The 25,802-nt window shown below is 68.8% G+C and carries 22 protein-coding genes and 1 rRNA gene; 11 read left to right on the plus strand and 12 right to left on the minus strand.

All coding sequences use genetic code 11. The features are described 5' to 3' along the window. Window positions 1-66: 66 nt before the first annotated feature. Together AAFO60_RS18860 and AAFO60_RS18865 are read left to right on the plus strand one after the other, a co-directional pair. On the plus strand, window positions 67-792 hold the full coding sequence (locus AAFO60_RS18860; RefSeq protein WP_347957781.1) for a TMEM165/GDT1 family protein: 726 nt from the start codon (window positions 67-69) through the stop codon (window positions 790-792). A 115-nt stretch (window positions 793-907) separates the two neighbouring features. After that, a complete protein-coding gene (locus AAFO60_RS18865) occupies window positions 908-1,669 on the plus strand; it encodes an SDR family oxidoreductase (RefSeq protein WP_347957782.1) in 762 nt (253 codons plus the stop codon). Between the two features lie 92 nt (window positions 1,670-1,761). On the opposite strand, the gene AAFO60_RS18870 is transcribed toward AAFO60_RS18865, so the two are convergent. After that, entirely contained in the window at window positions 1,762-2,505 is a 744-nt protein-coding gene (locus tag AAFO60_RS18870; protein WP_347957783.1) for an alpha/beta fold hydrolase, read from the minus strand. Window positions 2,506-2,578: 73 nt separating this feature from the next. Here AAFO60_RS18870 and AAFO60_RS18875 point away from each other — a divergent pair, with 73 nt between their 5' ends. Then, complete coding sequence (locus AAFO60_RS18875) at window positions 2,579-3,268, plus strand: helix-turn-helix transcriptional regulator (protein ID WP_347957784.1); 690 nt, start codon at window positions 2,579-2,581, stop codon at window positions 3,266-3,268. Here AAFO60_RS18875 and AAFO60_RS18880 read toward each other — a convergent pair. Next, window positions 3,265-4,941: a TM0106 family RecB-like putative nuclease gene (locus AAFO60_RS18880; protein ID WP_347957785.1), complete on the minus strand. Its 1,677-nt coding sequence runs from the start codon at window positions 4,939-4,941 to the stop codon at window positions 3,265-3,267. The two genes, AAFO60_RS18875 and AAFO60_RS18880, sit on opposite strands and share 4 nt — an antisense overlap. A gap of 131 nt (window positions 4,942-5,072) precedes the next feature. Between AAFO60_RS18880 and AAFO60_RS18885 the strand changes: the two genes are divergently transcribed. Together AAFO60_RS18885 and AAFO60_RS18890 are read left to right on the plus strand one after the other, a co-directional pair. After that, on the plus strand, window positions 5,073-5,798 hold the full coding sequence (locus tag AAFO60_RS18885) for a DUF6474 family protein (RefSeq protein ID WP_347957786.1): 726 nt from the start codon (window positions 5,073-5,075) through the stop codon (window positions 5,796-5,798). 4 nt (window positions 5,799-5,802) lie between these two features. Then, entirely contained in the window at window positions 5,803-6,522 is a 720-nt protein-coding gene (locus tag AAFO60_RS18890; protein ID WP_347957787.1) for a cutinase family protein, read from the plus strand. A 7-nt stretch (window positions 6,523-6,529) separates the two neighbouring features. On the opposite strand, the gene AAFO60_RS18895 is transcribed toward AAFO60_RS18890, so the two are convergent. The 3 genes from AAFO60_RS18895 to pdhA are packed head-to-tail and all read right to left on the minus strand — an operon-like array spanning window position 6,530 to window position 10,031. Beyond that, window positions 6,530-7,894 (minus strand): dihydrolipoamide acetyltransferase family protein, encoded by a 1,365-nt coding sequence (locus AAFO60_RS18895; RefSeq protein ID WP_347957788.1) that lies wholly within the window; start codon window positions 7,892-7,894, stop codon window positions 6,530-6,532. 44 nt (window positions 7,895-7,938) lie between these two features. Continuing rightward, window positions 7,939-8,955 (minus strand): alpha-ketoacid dehydrogenase subunit beta, encoded by a 1,017-nt coding sequence (locus AAFO60_RS18900; protein ID WP_347957789.1) that lies wholly within the window; start codon window positions 8,953-8,955, stop codon window positions 7,939-7,941. Further along, window positions 8,955-10,031 (minus strand): pyruvate dehydrogenase (acetyl-transferring) E1 component subunit alpha, encoded by a 1,077-nt coding sequence (pdhA, locus tag AAFO60_RS18905; RefSeq protein ID WP_347957790.1) that lies wholly within the window; start codon window positions 10,029-10,031, stop codon window positions 8,955-8,957. Before pdhA ends, AAFO60_RS18900 begins: the two co-directional genes overlap by 1 nt. Before the next feature lie 150 nt (window positions 10,032-10,181). On the opposite strand from pdhA, the gene AAFO60_RS18910 reads away from it, so the two are divergent. Then, a complete protein-coding gene (locus tag AAFO60_RS18910; RefSeq protein WP_347957791.1) occupies window positions 10,182-10,664 on the plus strand; it encodes an Lrp/AsnC family transcriptional regulator in 483 nt (160 codons plus the stop codon). Between the two features lie 146 nt (window positions 10,665-10,810). Next, window positions 10,811-11,998: an NAD(P)/FAD-dependent oxidoreductase gene (locus tag AAFO60_RS18915; RefSeq protein ID WP_347957792.1), complete on the plus strand. Its 1,188-nt coding sequence runs from the start codon at window positions 10,811-10,813 to the stop codon at window positions 11,996-11,998. Between the two features lie 16 nt (window positions 11,999-12,014). Here the strand turns inward: AAFO60_RS18915 and AAFO60_RS18920 are convergent, their stop codons facing one another. Then, window positions 12,015-12,884, minus strand: coding sequence for a hypothetical protein (locus tag AAFO60_RS18920; RefSeq protein ID WP_347957793.1), 870 nt, complete (start codon window positions 12,882-12,884; stop codon window positions 12,015-12,017). Between the two features lie 399 nt (window positions 12,885-13,283). Here AAFO60_RS18920 and AAFO60_RS18925 point away from each other — a divergent pair, with 399 nt between their 5' ends. From AAFO60_RS18925 to AAFO60_RS18935, 3 genes are read left to right on the plus strand one after another with little or no spacing between them, the layout of a single operon-like run. After that, complete coding sequence (locus tag AAFO60_RS18925) at window positions 13,284-13,943, plus strand: LuxR C-terminal-related transcriptional regulator (RefSeq protein ID WP_347957794.1); 660 nt, start codon at window positions 13,284-13,286, stop codon at window positions 13,941-13,943. Then, window positions 13,907-15,115 carry a sensor histidine kinase gene (locus AAFO60_RS18930; protein WP_347957795.1) on the plus strand — a complete coding sequence of 403 codons (1,209 nt, stop codon included), beginning with the start codon at window positions 13,907-13,909 and terminating at the stop codon, window positions 15,113-15,115. The genes AAFO60_RS18925 and AAFO60_RS18930 overlap by 37 nt, the downstream gene beginning before the upstream one ends. After that, window positions 15,112-16,194, plus strand: a complete 1,083-nt coding sequence (locus AAFO60_RS18935) for a hypothetical protein (RefSeq protein ID WP_347957796.1) — start codon at window positions 15,112-15,114, stop codon at window positions 16,192-16,194. The genes AAFO60_RS18930 and AAFO60_RS18935 overlap by 4 nt, the downstream gene beginning before the upstream one ends. A gap of 63 nt (window positions 16,195-16,257) precedes the next feature. Here AAFO60_RS18935 and AAFO60_RS18940 read toward each other — a convergent pair whose 3' ends face one another. From AAFO60_RS18940 to lysX, 5 genes are all read right to left on the minus strand, one after another. Then, a complete protein-coding gene (locus AAFO60_RS18940) occupies window positions 16,258-17,811 on the minus strand; it encodes a succinic semialdehyde dehydrogenase (protein WP_347957797.1) in 1,554 nt (517 codons plus the stop codon). A 45-nt stretch (window positions 17,812-17,856) separates the two neighbouring features. Continuing rightward, window positions 17,857-18,345, minus strand: a complete 489-nt coding sequence (gene rraA, locus AAFO60_RS18945; RefSeq protein WP_347957798.1) for a ribonuclease E activity regulator RraA — start codon at window positions 18,343-18,345, stop codon at window positions 17,857-17,859. 48 nt (window positions 18,346-18,393) lie between these two features. After that, window positions 18,394-19,374 carry a helix-turn-helix transcriptional regulator gene (locus tag AAFO60_RS18950; protein ID WP_347957799.1) on the minus strand — a complete coding sequence of 327 codons (981 nt, stop codon included), beginning with the start codon at window positions 19,372-19,374 and terminating at the stop codon, window positions 18,394-18,396. A gap of 63 nt (window positions 19,375-19,437) precedes the next feature. Next, window positions 19,438-20,880, minus strand: a complete 1,443-nt coding sequence (locus AAFO60_RS18955; protein WP_347957800.1) for an amidase — start codon at window positions 20,878-20,880, stop codon at window positions 19,438-19,440. A gap of 102 nt (window positions 20,881-20,982) precedes the next feature. Next, a complete protein-coding gene (gene lysX / locus AAFO60_RS18960) occupies window positions 20,983-24,384 on the minus strand; it encodes a bifunctional lysylphosphatidylglycerol synthetase/lysine--tRNA ligase LysX (RefSeq protein WP_347957801.1) in 3,402 nt (1,133 codons plus the stop codon). A gap of 60 nt (window positions 24,385-24,444) precedes the next feature. On the opposite strand from lysX, the gene AAFO60_RS18965 reads away from it, so the two are divergent. Further along, window positions 24,445-24,657, plus strand: coding sequence for an RNA-binding S4 domain-containing protein (locus tag AAFO60_RS18965; protein ID WP_347957802.1), 213 nt, complete (start codon window positions 24,445-24,447; stop codon window positions 24,655-24,657). A 1,069-nt stretch (window positions 24,658-25,726) separates the two neighbouring features. Here the strand turns inward: AAFO60_RS18965 and rrf are convergent. Beyond that, a 5S ribosomal RNA gene (rrf, locus tag AAFO60_RS21020) occupies window positions 25,727-25,802 on the minus strand; the annotation flags it as partial.

The following is a 25,802-nucleotide window of genomic DNA, read 5'->3' on the forward strand; positions in this document are numbered from 1 at the left end:
CGACCAGGTATTTTCCGAGCCTTGGAGCTGTTGCATGCGGGAAGAAGGCCGCCCTAACCTGACGATATGTTCACCGCTTTGATGCTGAGTGCGGGCATCATCTTCGTCGCCGAGCTGGGCGATAAGTCGCAGCTCATGGCCATGACCTACGCACTTCGCTACCGCTGGTGGGTGGTGTTGAGTGCGATCCTCGCCGCCACCACGCTGGTTCACGCCGCCTCGGTCTTCTTCGGCCACTTCCTCGGCCTGTCGATTCCGACCGACCTGATGGCGATCCTCGCCGGGCTCTCCATGCTGGTCTTCGGCCTGTGGACGCTGCGCGGCGACGAACTCGACGACGACGAGTCGGCCCGGGCCGGCCGCGTGGGACGGTCGGTGTTCTTCGCGGTCATGAGTTCGTTCATGCTCGCCGAGCTCGGCGACAAGACGATGCTCGCCACCATCACCCTGTCGACCAACCACAACTGGGTGGGCGTCTGGATCGGTTCGACGATCGGCATGGTCGCCGCCGACGCGCTGGCCATCGCCGTCGGCCGCGTGCTGGGCAGGCATCTGCCTGAGCGCAGCATCGCGGTGGGTGCCGCGGTGCTGTTCTTCGGATTTGCGGCGTGGCTGCTGGTGGAGGGCTTGTCGAGCGCCTCGCCCAGCACGTCGGTGATCACCGTTGCGGCGGCGGTGGTGATCACCGCGGGCGGAACCGCCTGGATTCGGGCGACCCACCGGCGCAGGCAGCGGCAGCAGGCCGCGGCATCGGGCGACGCCGACCGGGAACGACTTCGCGAACTGTACTGAGAGAGCGCTGCGGGTACTATTACGGAAGCGTTGCCGAGCGAACGCTCGGGATCCATCCGATCGATCCGCATCGTGGTGCGCCCGCGGGCCGCACCTGCTTGAAAGGAATTCGCATATGGACGTCACCGGTTCCGCCGTCATTGTCACCGGCGCAGCCTCCGGCCTGGGCGCCGCCACCGCCAAGCGTTTCGCAGCCGAGGGCGCGACCGTCTTCGGCATCGATCTGCCGCAGTCGATCGAGAAGGCCGAAGCCGTCGCGAACGTGCAGCTGATCGCCGCCGACGTCACCAGCGAAGACGAGGTCCAGGCCGTCGTCGACACCGTCGTGGAGTCGGGCCTGCCGCTGCGCGTGGCGGTCAACTGCGCGGGCGTCGGCTGGGCCTCACGCATCCTCGGCAAGGAGGGCCCGCACGATCTCGACCTGTTCCGCAAGGTCATCGACATCAACCTCGTCGGCACCTTCAACGTGATGCGCCTGGCCGCGAACCGGATGCAGCACGAGTCGGCCGCCACCGACGACGGCGCCCGCGGCGTCATCATCAACACCGCGTCGGTCGCCGCCTTCGAAGGCCAGATCGGACAGATCGCCTACACCGCCTCCAAGGGCGCCGTCCACGCGATGACGATCTCGGCGGCCCGCGACCTCGCTCGCGCAGGCGTCCGCGTCTGCACCATCGCGCCCGGCACCATCAACACGCCGATGCTCGCCGGCGTCACCGACGAGTTCAAGAAGACCCTCGAGGCGGGCATCCCCTTCCCGCAGCGCCTGGGCGAACCGACCGAGTACGCCGATCTCGCGGCGTTCATCGTCTCGCACGACTACCTCAACGGCGAGACCATCCGCATGGATGGCGCGCTCCGCATGGCGCCGCGGTAGCCGATCACGAGAGACGGCCACGCCCCGGAGCGTGCCGCCGAAACCGAGGAGGGCCGGCCCGCGGCGGTCAGCCCTCCTCGGCCCGATCGGGCTCATTCCATCGACGACGACGCCGCATCGGCGATGATCCCGGCCAGGGCGTCGGGGCGGCTCCACATCGGCCAATGCCCGGTCGGAAGGTCGATGAGCTCGACATCTGACAGATTCGCCACCTCGGCGAACAACGGGTGGCCCCCGTCGGCCAGTTCCCTGATCTGCGCGCTCGAGATGGACGTGCACACCAGTGTCGTCGGAACCGCCCACCGCGCCTCGTCGGTGAGTTCCACGCGCTGACGCACCACCGGGCCGGGTTCCGGGACGGCTCGCTCCCGGAAGCGCTCGAGCATCTCTGCGGTCAAGCCGTCGATCGAGGCATGCTCAGCGAGCTCGTCGAACGGCGGCAGCGGCAGCTCGACCAGCTCGGCGGGCGCGTCCGGAGCGAAGGCGGTGCCGGACGTGACCGGTCCGCTGTCGACCCACACGATGCGGCTCACGCGACCGGGATCTCGATCGAGCACGAGACTCACCGGCGCATTGGCTCCGCTGTGGGCAACGATCACCACCGAGTCCGCGCCGGCCGCGGAGACCTCGGCGATCGCCTGTTCGACGGCGGCGACCTGATCGTCGAGAGTCCGGGAGGCGCGCCGCGGATCGCTCGCGTCGAGGCCCGGCAACGTCAGCGGCAGGGTTCGCCCGCCGGCGGCTGTCAGGTGCCCGCACACCTCGTCCCACGCCCACGCCCCCAGCCAGTAGCCCGCGATCAGGATGATGGTCGGATTCTTCGTATTCGTCGTCACGGCCTGATCCTCCCAAGCCGCCCGGACAACGGTGTGTCACTATTTCTGACATGAATTTCCCAGGGCGCGCGCTATGAGGCGAGCCGAACGGCTCCTCGCCCTGTCCGAGATGCTCCGACGCAGTGGGCCGCGCGGATCCACCGCCGAACGACTCGCCGCAGAGTTCGGCGTGTCCGTCCGGACGATCAAGAGAGATCTCACCGCGCTCGAGCACAGCGGCGCCCCGATCTGGTCGCGCCCGGGGCCCGGAGGCGGTTACGGGATGGTCGCCCGAGGCGCCCTCCCGCCGGTCAGCCTGTCTCCGGTTCAGGCGGTGGCGCTGCTCGCGGCGGTCTCGGCGGCCGCGGATGCGCCCTACGCCGACCTCGCCCTGGCAGGTGTCCGGAAGATCATGGACGTCCTCGATCCGCAGACCCGAGCCCGAGCCGACGCACTGGCCGGGCGCATCTGGGTCGACGCGCCCGTTCCGCTCGCGCACACGATCAGGTCGGCGCTGGAGGAAGCGATGGCCGAGCAACGCGTCGTACGAATCCGGTACACCGCGGGCTCCGGGGAACGGACGACGCGCGACGTCGAACCGGTGATGTTCGCGTCCGCGAGCGGCCGGTGGTATCTGGTCGGATGGTGCCGACTGCGCGACGCGATGCGGTGGTTTCGCATCTCCGGCATCGACCGCGCGAGCGCAACCAAGATCGCGTGCAGCGGCCATGCCGTCAGCGAGGTCGGCAGCCCGCCGGCGACGGCACGACCGGTGAACGGCTAGCGGGCGACGATCCCGGTCGAGTCAGTCTCCGAGACTCCGACCGCGTTCTCGGCCAGCAGGTCGTCGGCCAGCGGCAGCGACAGCACCTCGTCCGACGAGATCCACTCGCGCAGCACCTTGGTGGCGCGGACGTCGTCCTCGTTGTACTGGAGCAGACGCTCGCGTTGGCTCTCGTCGCGCGGGGCGCCGTCGAGTCCGACAGCGGCCGCATACCATTCCATCGACGCCTCGCCGCCCGCCTCGTCGTCGCGCCAATTGAACCCGGCGACCGGTGCGATTCGCTTGAGTCCCTTGCCTTTCGGGCACACGAAGTTGTCGCCGACGGCCTCGAAGACGTCGACCCACTCCGCCGATGCGATGAACGTGTCGACCACGCGCCGGGACGGAATGCCCGGCAGATCGGCGAACCGGTCGGCACTGCCGCGCAGCCAGCGGTTCTCGGCGTGCTGCGAATAGCAATACGCCGCGAACGACTTTCCGGCGCCGTGCGCAGCGTTCCGTTCGGTCATGAGCCAGGCCCAGAACGCGGCGAACGAACGACCCTCGTCGCGGGAGGGCAGCGGCTGCCAGGTCACGAAGGGCCGGTAGACCACGGGCCGCGTCGCGTCGGTGTTGTCGGTCAGCAGCGTCCCCCACATGTATGCGCCGCGTTCGGAGAAGCTCTCCATGTCGACGTCGACCTCGACGTCGGCCCGCTGCACCCGCGGCCGATCGCGACGCCGGACCAGCGGGATGTCGCGCACCCAGGACTTCGCCGAGACCACCGTGTCGGTGAAACGAACCGCACCGGACCAGTCCGCGGGCGGTGCTCCCCGGTATTCGGCGAGTTGATCGATGCTGGTGACGCCGATCTCGCGCAGCACCTGCCCCTGATTTCCCCCGACCACCAGACTCACATCGCGCTTGGCGATCAGCTCGGCCTCGCAGCGCGGCCACCAGTGGCAGCTGCGACATTCGCTGACCCGCCGGGGTTCGGTGACGACCTCGCCTGCGGCGATCGCCCGCCGCCGGACCAGCGTCTCGTCGTACTCGTCGGCCACCTCACCGAGGGGCACCGCGACGATGCAGTCCGCATCGAGTCCGATGAGCCCGCCGACCGACTCCGCGCGCGGTGCATGCAGGCGCCCGAGTGCATCGAGCATGGCGGCCAGCTGCGACAGGCGCATCACGTCTCGGCGCTGGCTGCGACACGCCCGGGTCCGGTCCGGCTCGGGATGCCACCCGAACAGCGGGCTCGTCTGGACCTGCGGCTGCCCCTCGCGGGGTTCGGCGACCGCCGTGGTGACCCGGTGATTGACGACGATGATCGGCAGGTAGCCGTTCCCGACCCGAACCAGCGCCTCGGCGTGCCCGCGGCGGCCGTGCTCGACGTCGGTCGGCAGCGTGGCCTGCAGGATCCACTCCGCGCCCGCATCCATCGCAGCGGTCGTCGCGGCGACGCGGCTGCGGTGGTCGGCCTCGTCCACCATCGTCACGGTGCCCGCCGGTCGGCCGCTCTGCAGGCGGCCGATCAGCTCGAGGACCTCCCGGCGATGCGCCTGAGCCGCTTCGATCCGGCGGTTGGCCTCGGCCGTCTCCGGTCCCCCGGCCACTTGGTCGCGCGGTGCGAAGTCGAGCGCCAGACGGTGCTCGCACCCGGTGAGGTTCCGCGCTCCCAGAATCGCAGATCCCACGATGACCGGCCTCGACTTTCCTTCTCCGACGGCAACACGGCCACGGGGCCGCGTTGTTCATTACCCACTGAGACTATGCAAAGCTTGAGACATCTGATCGAAGGAGTCGGGTATCCGACGGGAAGGTCGTCATGGGACTGCTCTCATCCCTGGGGTCGAATCGGACCCAGCGCAAGGTCGACGCCAAGATCCGCAAAGCCGAGGAGAAGGCGATCCGCACTCGGGCGAAAGTGCAGGCCGAGGCCGAATCTCGAGCCAGCCGCAAGGCGGCCAAGAAGCAGCTCAAGGATGAGCACAAGTTCCACAAGCGCGCACAGAAGCAGGACCGCAAGACCGTCAAGGCCACCGGGAAGGCGCAGCAGAAGGTCGCCGCCGCCGAAGCCAAGACGATCGCCGAGCAGGCCAAGGCCGACGCCGCGGCCGCCTTCCTTACCCCCGCCAAGATGAAGCGCTACCTCGCCGTCGCCCGGATGGCCGCACCCGTCGTCGTGCCGATCGCCTACCGGGCCGCGGTCGGCGCCCGCAGCCAGGTCACCGCGCTCGCGGCCCGCCGCGCCGGCGTCTCGCCCGCGCTGCTGACCCAGTTCGGCGGCCCCAGCGCGCCGCTTCGCGCCCGGATCGCCGCCGCGCGGATCACCGCAGAGGAGGTCCGCGGACTCGAGACCTCTGCCGAGGGCCAGACCTTCGTCACCGCGATGACGACCCGCCTGGACAACCTTCAGGTCGCCGCCGACGCCGCCGACACCATGCCCCCGCAGCAGCGGAAGAACGCCCAGCGCGCCATCGACAACGAGCTGACAGCGATCGACAACGATCTGCTGGCACGACTGAACGTCCATCCCGTCCAGGCCGGCTGAGGCCATGCGCCGCATCGCCGCCGCCGCGTCCGCCCTGCTGATCTCCCTCGCCGGCCTGGCCGTCGGCGGGACGACGACCCCGGCCCCGGCCGGGGCCGCACCGGCCTGCGCGGACGTCCACGTCCTGTTCGCCCGCGGCACCGCCGAGCAGGCGCCTCCGCTCGGCATCACCGGTATCGCCTTCGGCAACTCCGTCCGCAACCGGCTGCCCCGCCAGTCGGTCCGCGTCGAGGCCGTCGCCTATGCCGCCAGCGCCGACTTCGAGCATCGCGTCGCGTTCGCCGAGTCGTTCGTCGCGGGCATGCGCGCCGCCCAGCAGCGCGTCACGTCCATCGCCGCGCACTGCCCCGACACGCGGATCGTGCTGGGCGGCTACTCGCAGGGCGCCGCGTTGATCGCGTACACGATCAACGCGGGCTACGACCTGCCGCAGAAGTACCAGCAGTACCGCCGCTACCTGCCCGACCCGCTGCCCGCCGAGATCGCTCCGCACGTGGCCGCGGTCGTCGAGTTCGGGCCGCCGTCGGCGCGCTTCCTTCGCCAGGCCGGTGTGCCGCCGCTCGAGGCGCAGGCGGCGTACCGGGGCAAGACGGTCCGCTACTGCGTCACGGGCGACACCATCTGCAACGGCGCACCCATCGACATACCCAACCCGCTGCACCTGCTGTACTCGGTCAACGGCATGACCGACCAGGCCGCAGACTTCGTCGCGCGCAGACTCTGAGGCCGGCTCACCCGAGTGCGATCAACGACAGCGGATCGGCGAGCATGTCGGCGACGGCCGCGAGGAAGGTCGACCCCTGCTCACCGTCGACCAGGCGGTGGTCGAACGACAGGCTCAGCGTGGTGACCTGGCGCAGAGCGATCTCGCCCTCCCATTCCCACGGCCGGCGACGTACCGCGCCGAAGCAGAGGATCGCGGCCTCGTCGGGGTTGATGATGGGGGTCCCCGAGTCGATGCCGAAGACCCCGATGTTGGTGATGCTGATGGTGCCGCCCAACAGGTCGGCAGGCGCGGTCTTGCCCTCCTTGGCGACGGCGGTGAGGTCGGCCAGCGCCACCGCGAGATCGCGCAGGCTCATGGCCTGGGCATTCTTGATGTTGGGCACCAGCAGCCCGCGCGGGGTGGCCGCCGCGATCCCCAGGTTGACGTAGTGCTTGGTGACGATCTCCTGCGCTTGTTCGTCCCAGCTCGAGTTGAGTGACGGGTTGGTCCGCAGGGCGGCCAGCAGCGCCTTCGCGACGACGGCGAGCGGGGTGAGTCGGACGCCGTCGAACTGCCGGTGCGCGCCCAGGCGCGCCACCAGCTCCATGGTCGCCGTGACGTCCACGTCGACGAACTCGGTCACGTGCGGCGCGGTGAAGGCGCTGCGCACCATCGCCTCGGCGGTGTGCTTGCGGACGCCGCGGATCGGAGTGCGGACCTCACCGGCGGCGATCGACGGTTCGTCGGCGGCGGTCTCGTCGGCGGTCGTTTCGGTTTCAGTGGTGTCGGCGACGAGGAACCGCTCGAGGTCTGCGCGTGTCACCTCGCCGTGCAGCCCGGTCGCGGGTACGTCGGCGAGATCGACGTCGGCCTCACGCGCCGCCTTCCGCACCGGCGGCGAGGCCAGCGGCCGACCCGCCGGCGCCTGCTCCGCGGCGTCGCGCCGCGGTGAGGAGTCGTCGGCGCCGACCTTGCGACGCCGACTGACCGTCTCCTCGGCGACGCCGTAGCCGACCAGGACCGGTGTGCGTCCGCTTCCCTCGGCGGCGTCCTGGTCCGGACCGGAATCGGTGTCCGCCCGATCCTCGGTCGGGGTCCGCACCGCCGCCGGCTCGGATTCGGGCGGCTGCTGGTCGCTCGCACCCACCTCGACTTCCACGTCGATGAAGGGGCTGCCGACGTCGACGGTGTCGCCCTCCGCCGCGTGCAGCCGCACCACCGTGCCCGCGTACGGGGACGGCAGTTCCACCGATGCCTTGGCGGTCTCGACTTCGGCGATCACCTGGTTCAACTCGATGACGTCCCCGACCGCCACCTCCCATCGGACCAGTTCGGCGTCGGTGAGCCCCTCCCCCAGATCGGGGAGGGCGAAAGTCGCGATGGCGGACATTGCGGGTTGCTCCTTCTCCGGTGGCGCGGGGTTCACCGGTCGGCTCAGGGCTGCATCGAGCGGTCGACGGCGTCCAGGATCCGGTCGACGTCGGGCAGGAAGTGCTGTTCGAGCTTCGCCGGCGGATACGGCATCGCGAAGCCGCCGACCCGCTGAATCGGCGCTTCGAGGTGGTAGAAGCACTCGGTCATCACGCGCGCCGCGACCTCGGCGCCCACCCCCATGAACACCGGCGCCTCGTGGGCGATCACCAGCCGGCCCGTCTTTCGCACCGACTCGGCGACGGTGTCGATGTCGAGCGGCGAGATGGAGCGCAGGTCGACCACCTCGATCGACCTTCCCTCCTCCGCCGCGACCTTCGCCGCCTGCAAGCCGGTGGTGACGAGCGGGCCGTAGACCACCAACGTCAGGTCTGTTCCCTCGCGCACGACCCGCGCCTTGTGCAACGGATAGCGATCGGCGGCGTCGAGCGCCGCATAGTCCGCTTCGCCCTTCTCCCAGTACCGCCGCTTGGGCTCGAAGAACAGCACCGGATCGTCCGATGCGATCGCCTGCTGGATCATGGTGTACGCGTCCGCCGAGTTGCTGCAGGTCACCACCCGCAGTCCGGCGGTCGCGGCGAAGTAGCCCTCGGGCGACTCCGAATGGTGCTCGACGGCGCCGATCCCGCCGCCGAAGGGAACGCGGATCGTGATCGGCATCTTCACGTTGCCGGCCGTGCGGTAGTGCAGCTTCGCGACCTGCGAGACGATCTGGTCGAAGGCCGGATAGATGAAGCCGTCGAACTGGATCTCGCACACCGGGCGATAGCCACGGAAGGCCAGGCCGACCGCGGAGCCGATGATCCCCGATTCGGCGAGCGGGGTGTCGATGACGCGGTCGGCGCCGAACTCCGCCTGGAGGCCGTCCGTGATCCGGAAGACACCGCCGAGCTTGCCGATGTCCTCGCCCATCAGGATCACCTTCGGGTCGTCGGCCATTGCCTTCCGCAGGCCGGCGGTGACCGCTTTGCCCAGCGGAACCCGAGGCTGCGCCGGGGTGGCGAGCGGGCCGGCGTTCATCAGTTCGCCAGGGTCTCGAGGTACGCGGCGTATTCGCGGCGCTCGCTCTCGATCAGCGGGTGCGGGTCCGCATAGACGTTGTCGAACAGCGACAGCGCGGGCGGATCGGCCAGTGCCAAGCACCCGCGACGCAGTTCGGCCGCCGCGGCATCCGCGTGGTCGCCGATCGCCTTCGCGTCCTCGGCGGACAGTGCGCCCGCCGATTCGAGCAGGAGCCGGATCCGTTCGATGGGATCGCGGCGGATCCACTCCGCGTCGTCGTCTGCGGTGCGGTAGCGGGTCGGGTCGTCGGACGTGGTGTGCGGGCCGCGACGGTAGGTGACCGCTTCGATCAGGGTGGGGCCACCGCCCTCGCGCGCCAGTTCCAGGGCGGCGCGGGTCACGGCGAGGACCGCGAGGACGTCGTTCCCGTCGACACGGACCGTCGGCATGCCGTAGCCGCGTCCGCGGTGTGCGATCTGCGCCTTGGTCTGCAGCGTGACGGGCTCGGAGATCGCCCACTGGTTGTTCTGGCAGAAGAAGACGACCGGCGCGGCGAAGCTCGCGGCGAAGCCCATCGCCTCGGCCACATCGCCCTGGCTGGTGGCGCCGTCGCCGAAGTAGGTGATGACCGCGCTGCTGCCGCCGTCGAGGTTGATGCCCATCCCGTATCCGGCGGCGTGCAGGGTCTGGGCGCCGATGATGATCGCCGGGGTGGCCATGTTGTAGCGGTTCGGGTCCCAGCCCGACAGCGACGTGCCGCGCCAGAAGGGCATGAGTTCGGCCAGCTCCACGCCGCGGCAGTAGGCGACGCCGTGCTCCCGGTAGCTGGGGAAGACGAAGTCGTCTGCCTCCAGGGCGCGTGCCGAGCCGATCTGCGCGGCCTCCTGCCCCAGCAGCGGCGCCCACAGGCCGAGTTGTCCCTGCCGCTGCAGCGCGGTGGCCTCGGCGTCGATGCGGCGGACCACGACCATGTCCTCGTACAGCCTCCGGATGTCGGCCAGGTCGAGGTCGTCGCCGTAGGTTGAGAAGTCGGGGTGAATGTGGCGCTCGCCGGTGATGGTGACGAGCTGGACGATTTCGTCGATGTCGGACACGACTGCCTCCTTTGCGGATGTCGGCGTGGATCGCACGCCCTCTACCCTTGTGGCAACCGTCTCAACAGAACGCAGACTGCACAAGGTCATCGTCCGAACTTGATCACATTGCCCATCAAAGAGCGTCTCATGCGCGGCATACTGTGCTGTATGTCCAGACTCGACCGCACCGACGCCCGCATCCTCCGCGCCCTCTGCGAGTTCCCCCGCGCCACCGGCGTCCAACTCGCCGGCCTGGTCGACATGGCGCGCAACACCGTCCAGGCTCGGATGGGCCGCTGGGACACCGAGGAGGTCCTCGCCCCGTTCGATCGCCGCGTCCAGCCCCGCGACCTGGGCTATCCCCTTCGCGCGTACGTCGCCGTCGTCGTCGACCAGCACCGACTCGAGCAGGTGGTCGGCGCCCTCGACGGCATCCCCGAGGTCCTGGAGGCGGTCGGCATCTCAGGCATCGCCGACCTGCAGCTGTTGGTCGTCGCCGCCGACGCCGACGACCTCTATCGCATCGCCGGCCACATCCTGGCCGTTCCCGGCGTGGAGCGGACCACCGTGTCCGTGGTGATGCACGAGGCCATCCCGTATCGGACGCTCCCGCTGATCGACCGCCTCGCCGGCATCCGCGAGACCGACTGATCAGTTTGTCCTGCGTCACATAGTGGCGGTCGTCCGATTGTCGGTTCCGCCAAGACGCCGACTCGCCTGACGCCCCTACCCTGGAATGTGAGAGCCGTCTCACCGACCGCGTTCTCACACCGTTGCGTCCTGCCGAAGGAAACCCCATGGACAGTGCTGCACTACCGACCACCGACTACGACATCATCGTCATCGGCGGCGGCATCGCCGGAGTCTCGATCGCGTACGAGTTGGCCGAGAACCATTCGGTCGCGGTCGTCGAACGAGAGTCGACCCTCGCCTACCACACCACCGGCCGCTCGGCCGCGACCTTCCTGGAGAGCTACGGCAACGCGACCGTCCGTGCGCTCACGCATGCCGGCCGCGGCTTCTTCGTGTCACCGCCGGACTTCGTCGACGCCCCGCTCGTCTCCGACCTGCCGTTGCTGATCGTCGCCACCGAGGACGAGGCGCCGACCCTGCGAGATCTCTACCGGACGGTCGGCGGCCGGAGCGGCCCGGTCGCCGCCGCGGACACGACGATCGAACTGATCGACGGCGCCGACGCCGAGGCCCTCAACCCCCTGCTGCGGCCCGGCTACACCGACCTGGCGATGGTCGACTTCGGTTCGCTCGAACTCGACGTCCACGGCCTCCACCAGGGCTATCTGAGAGGTCTGCGTCGGCGCGGCGGTGCCGTGTTGAAGTCGGCCGGCATCGTCGCGGCGCACCGGGACCGTTCGGCGTGGGTCCTGCGCGACCGCCGGGGCGATGAAGTGCGCGCCCGCACCGTCGTCAACGCGGCCGGCGCCTGGTGCGACGAGGTCGCACGGCTGTTCGGCGCCGCGCCGATCGGCATCCGGCCGCTGCGCCGCACCGCTTTCATGGTGTCCGGCCCCAGCGTCATGCCCGCCGGCTCCGCAACGGCCCGTCGGACGATGACGATGTCGGCCAGTGAGGACTTCTACTTCAAGCCCGACGGTGCGGGCTTCCTGTGCTCGCCTGCCGAGGAGACCCTGCAGCCGCCGTCGGACGCGCGTCCCGACGACCTCGAGATCGCCCGGGCCATCGACCGCCTCAATGAGGCGACGCTCCTGCAGGTGCGCAGCGTCGCGACATCGTGGGCCGGACTGCGCAGTTTCACCGCCGATCGGACACCGGTGGTCGGCCCGGACCCGGCCGTCGACGGCCTGTTCTGGTTCGCAGGCCAGGGCGGCTACGGGATCCAGATGGCGCCGGCGCTGGCGCGGGCCGGCGCGGCGCTCGCCGATCGAGGCGAGCTGCCGCGCGACCTGCGGGACCTCGGCGTCACCGCCACGGTGCTGGCACCGAGTCGGCCGGCGTTGGCGGCGTGAGCCGGCCCGAGCCCGTTCAGGATGTCGTCCGACCGAATGCGACGGCTGCATCGGTCGCCTTCAGCACCGGCTGAGGGAAGTCGATGCTGAGCCTGCTCCCCTCCTCCTGCGCACGCAGATCGCCGTAAAGGACCCCGAGAAACGAGAAGAAGAAGGGTACGACCACCGCGATCAAGAAGGCGAACAGGACGAACTGACCGAATCCGCCGACCGAATCGCCGATGATCAGGAGCGGGCCGACGACGACCATCCAGGCCAGGTGCAGTCCGACGATCCGCCAGAAGCTCCTGCCGGCCAGTTGGAAGGAGCGTCTGATCGCCCTCGGCGCCGAGCGGCCCTCGCAGACGATGACCCACGGCCCCAAGTCGAACAGGATCACCATGACCACGCCGGCAGGCACTCCCACCACCATCGCCACGATCACTGTTTCCGCGGTCCCTGCCGCGATGCCGATCAGCAGAATGAGCCACGAGAGCGCAGCAACGGCCACGGCCTGGACGAGCAGATAGACCACGAGCGCGCCGATCTTCGGCAGCACGTCGGCCACCACTCGCGACCAGGAGACGGTCCTGCCCCGAGTCATGTCGTCGGTGACCGCGGCCGTCACCCCGAGATACGGCGCTGCGGCCGCGTGCACCGCCGTCCACATCACCAGGAGGGTGACCAACAGCACAACGATCCCCTCGTCGGTGCTCCCCACCGACTCGCCGACTGCACCGATCATCGCTCCGAAGATCAAGATGACCACCGCCGAACTGACCAGGGCGATGAGATACGCGACCGCCTGCAGCGGCCAGGTTCGGGCCAGCAATCGGGCCGCCCCGGTCCACAGCTCGACGATCAACAGTCCGCTGCGGGGGCGGCCTCCGGAATCGGATGCATTCATCGTCAACTCCCTGCTCTCGCTGTGTTCGATGCCGTGATTCGACATTCCCCCCGACCATAGAATTCGGCCAGAACCCGGCGAAAGCGCGTTTCATCGTGGCGCTCGATTCGGCGCCGCGAGTTCTCGGGGCACTCGAATGGACGACGCCGGAACGCCCGCGGCCGATCGTCCCGTCACCGCTTCGACGACACCGATCTGCGCGACACCGATCTGCGCGGCACCGAGATCGTGCCCGGGTCGGCGCGCTGATCCCGTCGGTCCCCGCAGCACGAACCCGTCGTCTGTTCGCACGCACTATCCGGGCCGCATGAGCACCGAGCAGCACCTTTCGATCGGCACCCGATCCTCGTCCGACGGAATCCTTCCTGCGCAAACGTGTCATCGTGGATGATTCGAGCCATGACCATGGCTCACTCGGGGGCACGAATCGGGGTGGTCGACGACCATGAACAGATCGTCCGGGGACTCCGAGCGACGCTGGTCGAACAGCCGGACATGACCTTCGCCGGCGGCGCCGCCACCCTCCCCGACCTGCTCGCATCGACGGCCGATCTGAGCCTGGTCCTCCTCGACCTGCGCCTCGACGACGACAGCACTCCCCGAGACAACATCGGAGTGCTGAGCGACAAGGGCATACCGACGCTCGTCTACACCTCGGGAGACGAGATGTATCTGATCAGGGAGGCCGCGACCGCAGGCACCCTGGGCGTGGTCCGGAAGAACGCCCGGGAACCGGATCTGCTGGCCGCCATCCGCGTCGCGCTCACCGGAGACACCGTCGCCGGCGTCGACTGGGCGTCGGCGATCGACTCCGACCATCAGTTCGTGGACCTGTCACCGCAGCAGCGGCGGGTGCTGCAGCTGTATGCCGCGGGTGAGTCGCAGATCCGCGTCGCGCACGAGCTCGGCATCTCCAGCGATACGGTCACCGACTACGTCAACCGGATCCGTGATCGCTACCGTTCCGCGGGCCGAGCTGCACCGACGAAGATCGACCTCTACAAGCGCGCAATCGAGGACGGATGGTTGCCGATACCGCGGCGCCGACGCCGGGCCTGAGGACCGACACCCGTCTCGACGGCGCGTCCGGGTTGACGCTGCTCCGGCTGGCCTCGGTGTTCGTGACCACCGGATACGCCGCCTACTTCCTGGTCGCGCTTCCCGCGATCATCGAATCCGCGACGGTGATGGCCCCGTGGTGGAGCGTGTCCGCACCACTGGCGGTGTTCCTGCCCGGATTCGGACTCGGCATTCTGGGGGCTCGAGCCCGTACGGCCCGACGCATCCGGACGCTGGCCCTGTGCGCCGTCGTCGGCTACGCCCTCACCCTGTCCACCTGGTGGTTCGCCTGGTCCGGCGAGGAGGTGAAAACCACGACCGGAATCTGGTTCTCGATGTTCTTCGGCGTCGCAGCGCTCGGATCCACCCTCGCCTTCCGGGCACGGTACGCCTTTGTCACGCTCGGGGTGTTCGCGACCGGATGCACCGCGATCAATCACGCCATCCGCCCTCGCGAGCTCGGTGACGCATTCATTCCCGGCACTGCGTGGGCGATCGGCTTCTCACTCGTCTTCGTCGCCGCCGGAGCGATGGTGGCCGCCACCGCGCAGGTGCTCGACGAGTCCCGCGAGCAGGAGTACGCGGCCAGCGCCCGCGCCGCCGCCGTCGCCGCCCGCGGTCGGGAGCGAGCCCGGTTCGACGCACTCACCCATGACAATGTGATGGCGACCCTTCTCATGGCATCCCGGTACGGCCCCTCCGCCGAGCTGGCCGGACATGCGCAAGGCGCGGTCCGGGCGATCGATCACGCCCAGACCGGCGAACCCGAAACCACCCTCGACCTGCCGTCGGCCGTCGCGCAGATCTGCGCCGCGGCGTCGACGGCCAACCCGGACGTCATCGCCGGGACCGACGTCGGTCCCGGCGCCGGCGCGTATCCGGGGCAGGTGATCGGGACCTTCACCGCTGCCACCGCGGAAGCCGTGCGGAACAGCACCCGCCATGCCGGCCCCGGCGCGTCGATCCGGGTGCAGATCCGGGCCGAGGCCCGGCGACTCACCGTCGTCATCGCCGACGACGGGGTCGGGTTCGACCCGACTGCGGTTCCACCGACCCGCTTCGGCATCGCGATCAGCATCCGAGGCCGCATGCACCGACTCGACGGCGGCGAGTGCACGATCGTCTCGGCGCCCGCTGCAGGAACCCGAATCGAGTTGCGATGGGTCGGATGAGCGATTCGACACCGCGATCCGGGCTCGCGCCGCCGTCCCCCCGCGAAGACGTTCGCGACCTCCTCGGCATGCGGGCACCACGGTCCCTGCCGGTGGTCGGGGCCTATCTGCTCTCGATGATCGTGGTCGCGGTCAGCCAGATCCACGTCGTCACCGACCCGGTCCTGCTGTTCGGCGGACTGCTCGTGTTCATCGCCGCCGCCCTGGGGGTGGTCCTGATCGACGGCGACCCGCTCCCCCACGGAACGACCCTGCTGTTGACAGCCGCGGGACCGCTCGGATGCGCACTGGTCCTGGCCGGAACGCCGGCGATCCCGTCGGCATCGTTGCTGTTCACGTGGATTCACGGCGCCGGCACCGTGGTGTACTGCTTCCTCAACGTTCGGGGACGTCTGATCGCGCCCTGGGTGGGGCTGGCGGCGATGGTCGTCGTCGCCGCGGTCTGGGCGCACCTGCGGAACCTGTCGCCGATGACCGCGGGCCTGCTGGTGGGAGTCGATGCGGCTCCGATCATCATGTCGCTGTTGTTCGCGCTGACGCTGCGCCCGGCGGCCCGCCGAGTGTTCGCGCTACGGCGACGCACGCTCGATCACGTCGCCTCCGCCTCCGCGGAGGTCGCGGCCACCGAAGAACGCGGGCGGCAAGCCCACCGCCTCAACGCCTTGGCCCGACCGATGCTGCAGCGCATCGCGGTCGGCGGCGACCTGACCGATGACGAGCGACGCTCGTGCGCCATGCTCGAGGCGCATCTGCGCGACCAGATCCGGGCGCCGCTGCTGGCTCAGCTCGGCCTGGACGTCTCCGCCTATCACGCCCGGACGCGCGGTGTGGATGTGCTGTTGATCGACGACACGCGGACCGGCCGCGATCGGTCCGTCTCCGAAGACCTGAGCCCTCCGGTGCTCTCGGTGCTCCAGCAGACTGCGACCGACGCACTCGACCACGCGCTCGACGGAGACGTCGTCGTCCGAGTGTCTGCCCCCGACCGTCCGATCGCGGCATCGGTACTCGTGCGTTCGAGCGCGGGGACGACCCGCTCCGAGATCGCCTCCGACGGAGACGTCACGGACCATCGGTGATCCACCGACGGTCCGTGACGTTGCAGACCGGCATCGCGCCGCCGGTTCATGCTTCGGCCGGTACTACCGCCCCGGCAGGTACTTCAGCGACTTGATCAGCTGCGGCGTCAGCTTCAGGTAAAGGCTCTGCGGGATGCCGCGGATCCCGTCGAGGCCGATGAACCGCTGCGTGGCGATGGTCTGCGGCTCGGTGTACTTGAGGATCCCCTCCTCACCGTGCCGACGTCCGACGCCGGAGATCCCCATGCCGCCCATCGGCGCCGCGGTCGATCCCCAGGCCGCGGCGTAGCCCTCGTTGATGTTGACGGTGCCCGCGTGGATCTGCTCGGCGATCTTCTGCGCTTCGGCGTCGCTGCCTGCGAAGACACTGGCGTTGAGCCCGTAGTCGGTGTCGTTGGCGAGCTTGACGGCCTCGTCGGTCGAGTCGACCGGGTAGATCGACACCAGCGGCCCGAAGGTCTCGTCGGCGTAGCACGACATCTGGTCGGTGACGCCCGACAGCACGGTCGGCTCGTAGAAGAAGGGCCCCAGGTCGGCGCGCTTGCGGCCGCCGGCCAGCACCTTGGCGCCCTTGGCGACGGCGTCGGTGACGTGGGCGTCCATCGCCTCGACCTGCTGCGCCGAAGCCAGCGACCCCATGTCGGCGTTGAAGTCGTAGGTGCCGGCCAGCGTCATGTTCTTGACGTGCGCGGCGAACTTCTCGGTGAACTCGTCGGCGATCGCCTGGTGCACGTAGATCCGCTCGATCGAGATGCACAGCTGACCGGAGTTGGAGTAGCAGCCGCGTGCCGCGCCGGCGACCGCACGGTCGATGTCGGCGTCCGCGGTGATGATCATCGGGTTCTTGCCGCCGAGCTCGGCGGAGAAGCCGATGAGACGCTTGCCCGCCTGCGCGGCCAGCGTCGATCCGGTGGCCGACGAGCCGGTGAACATGACGTAGTCGGTCTGTTCGACGATCGCCTGTCCGACCACCGAGCCGGGACCGGGCACCACGCCGTACAGTTCGCGCGGCAGGCCCGCCTGATAGAGCAGCTCGGCCAGCGCCAGGCAGCAGTACGGCGTGTTGCTGTCGGGTTTGATGACGACCGCGTTGCCCGCGATCAGCGCGGCGACGGCGTCCGACACTGCGAGCGTCAGCGGGTAGTTCCACGGGCTGATGACGCCGACGACGCCCTTCGGCTGGTAGCGGACCCGGACGTCGGTGGCGCCCGGGAGCATGCCCGCCACCTTGCGATCAGCGAGCATCTTGGGCCCGTGCTGGGCATAGAACCGCGCGGTCAGGGCGACGTCGATGACCTCTTCCTGCGCGTAGATGCGCGCCTTCCCGGTCTCGGCCTGCGCGATGTCCATCAACTGCTCCGCGTTGGCGTGGACCAGCTCGGAGAAGCGGCCCAGCACCTTGGCTCGGTCGGCGGCGCTGCGATCGCCCCACGCCGTCTGGGCCGCGCGGGCGCGCGCGACCGCCAGCTCGAGGTCCTCGGCGGTGGCGACCGGAATGGTGGCCATCTCGGCGCCGCTGTAAGCCTCCAGAACGGGGCGGGTGGGCCGGTCGGCGACGTCGTCGATCGCGGCCAGCGCGGCCAGCCGCTGGAAGTATGAGGGTGCGGGCTTCGGCATGATTGCTCCTAGCGGTGGTCCGACAGACGGTTTCGGGTCAGCCGGTCAGGCTTGCGGGGCGACGAGGACGATGCCGTCGTCGTCGGAGTAGGCGAGGTCGCCGGGGTTGAAGGTGACGCCGCCGAGTTCGACGGGCACGTCGCGCTCTCCGGCGCCGGTCTTGGTGGACTTGCGCGGGTTGGTGCCGAGGGCCTTGACGCCGATCGCCATCCCGCCGATCACCTTCGAGTCGCGGATCGCACCGTTGGCGATGATCCCGACCCAGCCGTTCGAGCGGCCGAGTTCGGCGATGAGATCGCCGACGAGCGCCGTGTGCACCGACGCGCCCCCGTCGATCACCAGGACGCCGCCCGGATTGGGCTCGGACAGGATCGACTTGAGCAACGCGTTGTCCTGGAAGCAGCGGACCGTGGTGACCGTGCCGACGAACTCGCGGTTGCCGCCGTACTGGGTGAACTGGGTGTCGCAACTGCGGACGTCGGCGCCGATCTCATCGACGAGATCAGCGGTGGGGGTGAAGTTCAGCGTGCTCATGGCAGTCAAGTCTAGGCCGCACACCCTTATCTGTAACGCCCGGTTACGTCACAGGCCTTCGCCGGCCAGCAGCAGCGACGCGGAAACCAGCCCCTCGCGTTCAGCGACGACGGCGGCACGGGCCCGCGAGGCCGCGCCCGTCTTCGCCAGAATCGCGCCGACGTGCGCGGCGATCGTTCGCTCACGGACTCCGGTACGCCGCGAGATCGAGTAGTTCGACATCCCGGCCCACACGTAGGCGAGCACATCGACCTCACGCTGCGTCAGCCCGTACGGCAGCGGCGAGTCCCGCACGGTGACGAGCGCACCGTCCGACGAGAACTCCGCAGTCACCTCGAGAACTCGCCCGTCGGGTGCCCGCCATCGGCAGGTGAGGTCGCGTCGGCCGGCGATCTGCGACAGACGGACGGCGAGTTCCTCCGTTCCCGCGATCAAGGTACCGCCGGGGACCGACAGCAGCTCGGTCCGAGGCCCTCGGGTGACTCGGATCCGAGCGAGAGCCGGCCGATCCGATGACCATCCGGCACGACCGAGTTCGCTGCGACACAGGCCGACGAGGATCGACCGGCTCCGTTCCAAGGCGACCATGCCGGCGTCGTTCGGCCACTCCGAGCTCGGAGTACTCAGATGCAGGTCGCCGATGTACCCGCCATCGTCATCGCTGATCCGCATGGAGACCCCGCCGCGATATCCTGCGGGAATCAGCAGGCCTCGGGCGAACGGCGTCGCCGCGAAGTCGATCTCGGCTTCCCGCCAACTGCGCAGCGGCCGGGCGCGATCGGCGACCAGGTACTGGTAGACCGGTTCAGTCAAGAAATCCCCGGTGATGGCTTCCACCAACGGTTCGGTGTACTCGCGGACGGCGAGGACACCACCGCCGGGCGCACCGGAGGTGGGAGTCGAGAGGAGCCCGGCGACCGCGCCCGTCACGTTCATGAGCAGTCCGAGAACATGATGGGCGCGGTCGGCGGAGTCGGTGGCGAGGACTCGCGCCAACTCGAAACCGAGCGAGGTGTCGTCGATCCTCATCCGCCGCCTCCCGTCACCTTCACCGTGTCGAGCATCTCGCGCCCGGCGCGAATGCGCAGCGGTTCAGGCGAAGCGCGCGGCGTGCACCTCGGGCGCCGTCCCCGTCCAGTCGACGGCACGCTCGTATTGTCCAGCCAGCTGCATGAGCAGAACGTCCTCGTTGAGCCGGCCGGCGAGCTGCACACCGATCGGCAGCCCCGCCGAACTCAACCCGGCCGGCACGCTGACAGCTGGAGTCCCGGTGAGGTTCTGCAGCGGGGTGAAGCTGGCCGTGTCGAAGATCCGCCGCGTCCACTGTTCGTGGCTGAGCTGGGGATCGTCCGAGTCGAGATGACCGAGCACCGGTGCGACGGTGTTGGTCGTCGGTGTGAGAAGCACATCGAAATCCTGATAGAACGCGGCGACCGAACGCGTGATCTCGTTGACGATGGCCGATCCTGCCGCGAGGTCGAGAACCGTCATCGTGCTGCCGTACTCCCACGCCTTGAGAATCGTGCTTTCGAGGGTGTCCGGACCGGGCGCCAGGCCCGATACGGCGCTGATGCCGGCGATCGACTCGGCGACGAATCCTCCCCAGTACCGGTAGTGCGCCTCCATGAACTGGTCCCAGTCGAAGGCCGGGCTCGCCTCATCGACATGGTGTCCGAGGTCCCGGAGGACCGCGGCGACCTTCTCCGTGGCGGCAACGACGTCTTCGTCAACGTCGGTTCCGGCCCATGACCGAGTGTGCAGTGCGATTCGCAGCGGCCGCGGATCCCGACGGGTGGCTGCCGCGAAACCGTAGTCGCCACCCGACCAGGCGTACTTGTCGCCGGGGACCGCGCCGCAGATTCCGTCGAATGCCGTCCCCACATCACGAACCGACCGCGCGACGAGCGATTCGGCCGCACATCCGTACAGCGCCTCCTGCATGCTCGGCGCAAGACTCACCTGTCCGCGACTCGGCTTGAATCCGATGAGACCGTTGTACGCGGCCGGGATCCGAGTCGATCCGCCGCCGTCGTTCGCGTGCGCCATCGGCACCGCCCCCGCGGCGACGAGCGCAGCCGAGCCGCCGCTGGAACCCCCTGCCGACCGGTTCAGGTTCCATGGATTGCGGGTGGAGCCGCCGACGAGCGGTTCGGTGTTCGCGTTGTAGCCGAGCTCCGGCGTCGCCGTCGTCGCCATCGTCGCCAGACCGAGCCGACGAAAGCGCGACATCAACTCGGTGTCCTCGTCGAAGACGACGCCCTCCGGTCCGGTCAGTCGAGTGCCCATCCGGGTCCGCACACCGGCAGCATGACAGACCAGGTCCTTGATTGCGAAAGGCACTCCGGCGAACGGGCCGTCGGACGCGTGATCGAGTGCGACGTCGAACGGGCCGGCCACCACGGCGTTGAGCTTCTCGTCGACCTTCGTGATCGCCTCGGCGGCGACCGCCTGGACATCGGCCGCACTGACCTGTCCGGTTGCGATCAACTCGGCCAGTCCGGTTGCGTCGTACTTCGTGTATTCGTCGATCCGCATGGCAACTCCTTCAGTGAATATGAGGTGCCTCACAGTTCATCGGAGTCGCCGGTCGGCAGCCATTGGCAGATCTGCCACCTTGACACCGGTGCCGACAACGGCTCACACGCCCGGCTGCTGCGGCTTGGCCAGCGGGAAGGGCAACGACTCGCGGATCGACTGTCCGGTGATCAGCATGACGATCCGATCGACGCCGAGGCCGAGGCCCCCGGTCGGCGGCATGGCGTACTCGAGGGCGGTCAGGAAGTCCTCGTCCAACTCCATCGCCTCCGAGTCGCCGCCGGCCGCCAGGATCGACTGCTCGGTGAGCCTTCTGCGCTGCTCGACCGGGTCGGTGAGCTCGGTGTACGCAGTCCCCAACTCGACGCCCCAGGCCACCAGATCCCAGCGCTCGGCCACCCCGTCGATGGTCCGGTGAGCGCGCGTCAGCGGCGAGGTCGAGGTCGGGAAGTCCTTGTAGAAGGTCGGGAACGTGGTCCGCTCCTCGACGAGGTGCTCATACAGTTCCAGGACCAGGTGCCCGGCGTCCCAGTCGGGTCGGTACGCGATGCCGAGCCCGCGGCACACCTCCCGCAGTTCCTCGACATCGGAGTCGGGCGTGATGTCGGCGCCGGCCGCCTCGGCGACCGCCTCGTGCACCGATCGCACCGGCCACGGCCCGGAGACGTCCACGAGTTCCACGGCCCCGTCGTCGCCGGGCCGCTCGATCACCGCCCGACCGTTGGCTGCGGTCGCCGCGGCGACGATCATCTCGCGCGTCAGCGTCATCATCGATTCGTAGTCGTGGTGCGCCGCATACGCCTCGAGGCTGGTGAACTCCGGGTTGTGCGAGAAGTCGACGCCTTCGTTGCGGAAGTTCCGGCCCATCTCGAAGACCTTCTCGATCCCGCCGACGCACAGTCGCTTCAGGTACAGCTCCGGCGCGATCCGCAGATACAGATCGAGGTCGTAGGCGTTGATGTGGGTGCGGAAGGGCGTCGCATTCGCGCCGCCGTGCACCTGCTGCAGGATGGGCGTCTCGACCTCGAGGAAGCCCTGGTCGGAGAGGTGGTCGCGCAAGGCTTTGACGACGGCGCTGCGGGTGACGAGGAGGGCACGGCTGTCGGCGTTCACGGCGAGGTCGACGTAGCGTTGCCTGACCCGCGCCTCCGGATCGGTCAGGCCGCTCCACTTGTCGGGCAGCGGATGCAGGCACTTGCCGTTGAGCCGCCAGCCCGTGGCCAGCACCGACAGCTCACCGGACCGGCTGGTCCCGATGGTGCCGGAGACCTCGACGAGATCGCCGAGGTCGATCGTCGCGGCGAAATCGAGCGGCTGATCGAGGACCGACGCGGTCTCCACCAGCACCTGGATCTGTGCGCTCTGATCGTGCAGGTCGACGAAGACGACCTTGCCGAAGTCCCGTTTGCGGGTCACTCGGCCGGCGAGGCGGACCGCCGTTCCGTACGGCGACGCGACCGCTTCGGCGACGGTGTGCGTCGGCGGATGCGCGACCGGATAGGGGTCGACGCCGACGGCGATCAGCCGGTCCAGTTTCGCGATCCGAACCTTGACCTGGTCAGGGCGCCGAACCTGATGCACCGCCCGGCTGTGCGCTTCGCGTTCGAGTTCGGCCAGCAGGGCGTCGACGTCGACTCCCTCCGGGATCGACGACGTCCCGCCGCGGTAGTGCTTGGCGCGCCACCGCTTGCCGGGCAGTTGGACGAAGCCTTCGGCGATCATCGCGGCGAGCGCGACGCGCGGAATCACCTTGCTGTCCTCGTAGCAGATGTACCGCGGCTTCCACAGCGGCTGGTACTTGGCGTTCGACTTGTAGAGCGACTCCATCTGGAAGAACTTCGAGAAGAACTTCAGCACCGAGTAGACCAGCCGCATCACCGGCCGCGCGCCCACCTGCGGCCCCTGTTCGAAGACGTCGCGGAAAGTGGCGAAGTTCAAGGAGATCCGGGTGACGCCGACGCTTTCGGCGTTGCGCGCCAGTTCGGAGACCATCGTCTCCACGACACCGTTGGGTCCCTTGCGGTCCCGACGCATCAGGTCGAGGGAGACGCCGCTGCGGCCCCACGGGACGAAGGACAGCATGCCGATGACCCGCTCGTCGTCGGCCCCCTCGTTCTCCACCGCCTCCACGAGCAGGCAGGCGCCGTCGGACGGATCACCCACCCGGCCCAAGGCCATCGCGAATCCGCGTTCCTCTTTGGTGTCGCGCCAGTCGTCGGCGCGGCGGACGACGCCCTCCACTTCCTCCCAGGACAGCTCGCTCATCCGCCGCATGCGCACGCTGACGCCGAGTCGTTTGACGCGGGACACCGACCCGCGGACGCCTTTCATGCTCGCTCCGGAAAGGCTGTAGTCGGCGGCGTCGAGGATCGCCTCGTCACCGAGGTTGATCGCGTTGAAGCCGGCCGCATCCAGGACCTCGGCGCCCCTAGTACTCGCGCCGAGCACCGCCGGATGCCAGCCGTATGTCTCACAGCGAGCGACGAACTCGGCGATCGCCTCGGTCCACGAGTCCGGGTCACCGATCGGATCGCCGCCTGCGACCGCCGTCGACATCTCGACGCGGTAGGTGATCGCCGCCCGACCGTCTGCCGAGAACACGACGGCCTTGTCGCGACGGGTGGAGAAGTAGCCGAGCGAATCGTCCTCGCCGTAGGCGTCCAGCAGACCTCGGACGAGGCGCTCGTCCTCGACGGTCATCAACGACGCGAGCCGCTGCGAACGGAACAGAACGATCGCAGCCGCGATCAAGGCGAGGGCGCCGAACAGGCCGAGCAGCCAGTTCACCATCCACGGTGCGTGATGCGAGGCGAATGACTTCACGTCGATCGTGGCGAAGGCGACGACGTGATTGAACGCATACGGCAGTCGTTCGTGCGGCTGCAGGGAACCGTGCGCCACCGTCACCAGCGCCCAACCGGCGAGCGTGCCGGCGACCAGTCCACTGACCAGGACCGCCGCGGAGGCCAGCAGCGCGCCGCGTCGCACCCGGGTGTTGAACTGCCGATAGCTGACGATGAGCACTGCCAGCACAGCGATGTTCACAGCCAGACCGATCACCGATTCCCGCCACTCGTCCACCCAACTCGGATCGGACGCGGCGACCAGGACCACGAGCAGGTTCAGCGCGGTGTAGACCGACAGATAGCCGACGGTCACCCACCACGCGACTCGTTTGCGCAGGGACAGCGACACCGCGAGCAGCCCCAGCACCACCGTCCACGCCAAGCTGGTGCTCGGCATCGGAAACAGGAAGTCGTCGACGAACGTTCGCGGCACCCGGATGAGGTGCCGGAAGGGTGGGATCAGTGCCGACAGCAGCGAGACGGTTGCGAGCAGTCCGACGATCGTTCCCGCGATCCGCGGTACCCGGCGGCCGATCCCGCTGGGGTGAGCGATCCTCTTGATGGTGGCCGACGACCGACGATTCGCCGCAGCATGCCGGTTCGCTTCGCGGGTCGTCGCCGGCGGTCCCGCCTGCCCGACCGACTCCAACTGTGTCATTACAACAAACTATCGGAGGCCGAGCGGGACCGGTGCGCGACCGGGCGGCACAATGAGGGGGTGGACGACGTTGAGATCCGTGACCGGAGCATCCGGCTGGGCCAGTTCCTGAAGCTCGCCAACCTGATCGAATCCGGCGCTGACGCTAAGGCCGTCATCGCCGACGGCATGGTAACTGTGAACGGCGACGTCGAGGTCCGCCGTGGACGTCAGCTCGAGATCGGCGACGTCGTCGAGCTCGGAGGCGTCAGCGTGCGAGTCGCAGCTGGTTGAGTTCCTGCTGCGTAACGAGCCGTTCCCTCTGCTCCGACAGTTCGTTGGGCACATGGCGCAGAGTTCCGAAGACGCGCGCGATCACCGTGCGCGATGACCTGCGCCGTTCACGACTGCTCGACATCTCGCTGCCTTCCCCTCCGAGCCCCCCGGGCTCTCGATCCTTACCTACCTTGTCGGGACCAGCGCCAGAAGCGTTACGCGAATCGCCCGAATGGCTGACGCCTCACAGTCTCGATGGTCGCCGCTCCCTGCCTGGTTGGTCGAGTAGCGACCGGAGTGCTCGCGACCTGTGGCAAAGCCGGCCCCGTTCTTAGGCTGGTCGAGTAGCGACCGAGCGAAGCGAGGCCGCGTATCGAGACCCCGCGTCACGCACCCGGTCTCGATACGCTCGCTCACTGCGTTCGCGGGCTACTCGACCACCCTGGGAAGACGCCGCTCCCCTTTAGGTTGGTCGAGTAGCGACCGAGCGGAGCGAGGACGCGTATCGAGACCCCGCGTCACGTAGGCCCCGTGACAGAGCCGGCTCCCTTTTCAGGGTGGTCGAGTAACGACCGGAGCGAAGCGTAGGACGCGTATCGAGACCGGACGCCCGGGTCTCGATACGCTCGCTCACTGCGTTCGCGGGCTACTCGACCACCCTGGGAAGACGACGCTCCCTTTTAGGTTGGTCGAGTAGCGACCGGAGCGCAGCGAGGACGCGTATCGAGACCCCGCGCGATACTCACGGCCCCGTAAGAGAGCCGGCTCCCTTTTCAGGGTGGTCGAGTAGCGACCGGAGCGAAGCGCAGGACGCGCATCGAGACCGGACGCCCGGGTCTCGATACGCTCGCTCACTGCGTTCGCGGGCTACTCGACCACCCTGGGAAGACGACGCTCCCCTTTAGGGTGGTCGAGTAGCGACCGAGCGAAGCGAGGCCGCGTATCGAGACCCTGCGACACTCACGGCCCGTTCTTAGGGTGGTCGAGTAGCGACCGAGCGCAGCGAGGCCGCATATCGAGACCCCGCAAGGCGGTAGAAATGGGTTGAGCCCCCAACCGTTCCCGGTTGGGGGCTCAACAAAAATGTGTTCGGCAGTGACCTACTCTCCCACACCCATTACAGTGCAGTACCATCGGCGCAGGCAGGCTTAGCTTCCGGGTTC

This window comes from Gordonia aichiensis (genome assembly GCF_039946255.1).
GTDB lineage: Bacteria > Actinomycetota > Actinomycetes > Mycobacteriales > Mycobacteriaceae > Gordonia > Gordonia aichiensis_A.